Source organism: Candidatus Andeanibacterium sp. (genome assembly GCF_057143545.1).
This window is the reverse complement of sequence record NZ_DBNHSF010000006.1, coordinates 1-3,268: the sequence shown is the minus strand read 5'-3', so window position 1 is coordinate 3,268 and position 3,268 is coordinate 1. Positions and strand designations below refer to the sequence as shown.

The window sequence follows — 3,268 nt, the reverse complement described above, 5'->3', positions numbered from 1 at the left end:
AACAGTTTCTCGGCGAGGCCGTCGAGCCGGTCATGCACGTTTTCGAGCCGTTTCGACTTCACCCGGTGATAGTCGCGCTGGCCGGTGACATGCGGCCGCAGCAGGTTTTCGAGCGCGCTTCTGAGATAGTCCCTGTCGATCACCGCCTCGGGCAGGCCCACCGCCCGGATCGTCAGCCGCGCGTGGTATTCGGGCCAGTTCGCGCCCTTGCCGCGCGGCCAGCGACCGGGCGGGCGGGCGACCCCCAGCATCATCATCACCGGGGCATGGCGAAGATATTCGGCGACCCTGCGCGTATCGAACCAGCGCGAATGCCATTCCTTGCGCGCGCCGAACCAGGTGATCAGCAGGATATTGCCGAGGAGCAGGAATTCGAGGCTCGCAAAGACCCATTTGTGGTCGTCGAAATGGAGCGGCTGGTAGGCGAGGCCTGCCAGCACCGCGAGCGAGGCGAGCAGGAAATTCGCCACCATCCCGCTGCGATAGGCATCCGACAGCCAGGTCGAAATCCCGTCGGCCCAGGCGAATTGCGGGAGGATGATTTCGGCAATCCCGTCGAGCACCTTGCGGTCGCTGCCGGGGATCGCCCGCCCGGCCTCGAGCAGGTGCTTGCCGCTGCCTTCGGCTACCTGGTCGGGCCGTTCATAGGTCTGGACCAGCGCCTTCAGCGAATAGCTCTTCTGCCCGAAGATCTTCTCGATCGCGCGATAGCCGATCCAGAACGGGCTGCTGCGGCCGTGCCATTTCTCGCCCTGGAGGAGATCGGGCCCGGTGCTGGGCAAATCGTCCTCGGAGTGAAGCGCGCCCTTAATGATCGCCTTGAGCAGATGCGCATCCTGCCCGTTCGACAGCGAGTGATGCGCGAGCGCTTCGGGGGTGGCGAAGATCGACCAATGTTCGGTCCGCGAAGGGTTGATCAGCAGCACCGGGGCGCCCAGAGCCAGCGCGGTCGAGATCGTATGGCCGGTGCCGCCGCCGAGGTTGTGGAACTTCCCGTCCCACACCCCGATGATCAGGTCGCATTGTTCGATCATCACCCGCGCGGCGAGCTCGACCTGGTCAGATTTATGCGCGTGATAGAGCTGGGCGAGCTCGGGCTTGTCCGGCCGCGCCAGCATCGCCTTGAGCATATGCGTCAGCGCCTGGTCCTGGTCGGCGAGCTCGAACAGTTTCGCCCTGGCTTCGAGCGCGCCGATCGCATCGGACTTTGCCTGCATGGCGGGATCGTCGACCGGCTCGCCGGCGAGCAGGCGGTCGACATCCTCGGGCGTCCTGGGGTCGGCATTGACCGCGCGATTGAGGTCGCGCCCGAAGGGCAGCGGCGCGACAAGTTCCCAGCCGCGGGCGAGCGCGGATTCCGCCGCGACCTGGTCGACCCCTTCGGCCAGCAGGCTGTGGAAGCGGATCGGCGCGAGCTCATAAGGGATTTCGGCGAGCACCGCCTCGACCTGGTTGAAAATGAGGTTGAGCTCGGTCGCGACCTTGTCGCGATTGGCCGAGAATGCCTCGTTGCTCTCGCGGTGCCCGGTCACTCCCAGCGACAGAAGCGGCAGGGGAGGGACAGGCGCCGAGACCTTCATTGCTTCGCCTCTGCCTCTTCGGCGGCGTGCCAGACTTTGGCGAAGGTCTGGAAAAAATCCTGCGCCACGCTCGGCGCGAGCACGCTGTTGATGTGCAGGCGTTCCACATGTTCCAACGTAAGCCCCGGCCAAGCGGCCTTGGTCTCCTGCAGCGCCATGAGCGCTTCCGCACGCCGGCCGAGCTTCTCAAGGTAGATGACCCTGTCCTTGAGCCCGAAGACCATGCGCGGATTGAGCATCAGCGAGCGCTGGTTGGATTCGAGCGCTTTTTCGAGGTCGCCCGCCATAAAGTGGGCGCCCGCGCGCTGGAACGAACGGACGATCTCGTCCGTGCTGCGTGGCGCCAGACGTTCGATGGCGTCGAGATGCTCCAGTGCTTCCTGCGGTCGGATGAAATAGTTGCAGACCATGACCATGACGGCATGGCTGGCTTCCAAGTCGGGGTTGATCTCGACCGCATGCTCGGCGCAGCGCTGTCCTTCGTCCCACTGTCCGCAGATGCACAGCGCTTCCGCGACTTGCGCCAGCACGCGAGGATTGCGCGGGTCGAGTTGCTGCGCCCGCCTGGCGGCAGCCAGCGCCTCGGCCTTCAGGTCGAGGTCTTGTCCACCGGTCGCCTGCCAGAAATTGATTGCCGCGACGTGCGCGAGTTGCGCGTGGGCAATGCCATAATCGGGCGCCAGCGCAATGGCGATGCGAGCGTCCTCTATGGCCTGCCTCATCGCTTCGGGGGTTTGCACTGCGAGCGCCGAGCGCGAGCGCAGGGTGGCTTCCCACGCGGTGAAGTCGCCCGGCTTCTTGAGCGCGCGCTCGATCTCGATTCGGTAGACCTGCACACCGAGATGCGCCGCGACCTCGTTGACCAGATCCTCCTGCAATTCGGCGAGGTCGTCGAGCGAGCGCTCGAACTTCCGGGTCCAGAGGATTTCCCCTTGCTGCGCATCGACCAGTTGCGCGGTCACGCGCAGCACGTCGCCCACGCGGCGCACATTGCCTTCGAGCAGGTAACGCGCGCCGAGTTCCTCGCCGACCTTGCGGATATCGTAGCCGCTGTCGCGATAGGTCCGGGTGGCGCTGCTGGAGATGATCTTGACCTGGCTGTTGGTCGACAACGCGGCGATCAAATCGTCGACCATGGCCTCGGCGAAGATGTCGTCCGACTTCTCGCCCGAACGGTTGGCGAACGGCATGATCGCCAGAGCCGGACGACCGACTTCGGCCGGTCCCTTGGCCGGTTGCGGGGTCGTTGGCGCAGGCGCTTCCTTCGCCTTTCCGCGCTCGACGAAGCCGCGCACATCGGCGAGGAACGCCTGCCAAGGGCGGTCGAACGGGTCGCCGTCCCAATGCGCCAGTTCCGCGGTCTGGGTCAGCTCGAACATGATCGGGCGCTCGCAAGGCTCGATCATCGCCGGGACCAGCACCTTGTTGCGGTCGGCCAGCGTGGCCTCGGCGCGGACCCAGCGGCTCTCGACCGAACTCGGCGACCACAGCACCACTACCGCCTTGGCCCCGCGCAGCGCCCTTTCGGTGACCTGGTCGTAGGCCTCGCCCGAGCGCAGGTGCGCATCCCACCAAACATCGAACCCTTCGCCCTTGAACGCCTCGGCATAGCGCCGGGCGATCTCCGCATCCTCGCGGTTGTAGCTGAGGAAGATGTCCGGCCCGCTCATGCGATGATCTCGAAATCG

Annotated in this window: 2 protein-coding genes; both read right to left on the bottom strand. The window is 65.5% G+C overall.

Features of this window, described 5'->3' with window-relative positions; all coding sequences use genetic code 11:
- Positions 1-1,580: hypothetical protein (locus AC16XC_RS00350; protein WP_484032643.1), on the bottom strand; the 1,580-nt coding region annotated here is incomplete at its 3' end.
- The coding region (locus AC16XC_RS00345) for a TIR domain-containing protein (RefSeq protein ID WP_484032642.1) at positions 1,577-3,268 on the bottom strand (1,692 nt) is incomplete at its 5' end. The genes AC16XC_RS00350 and AC16XC_RS00345, both read right to left, overlap by 4 nt.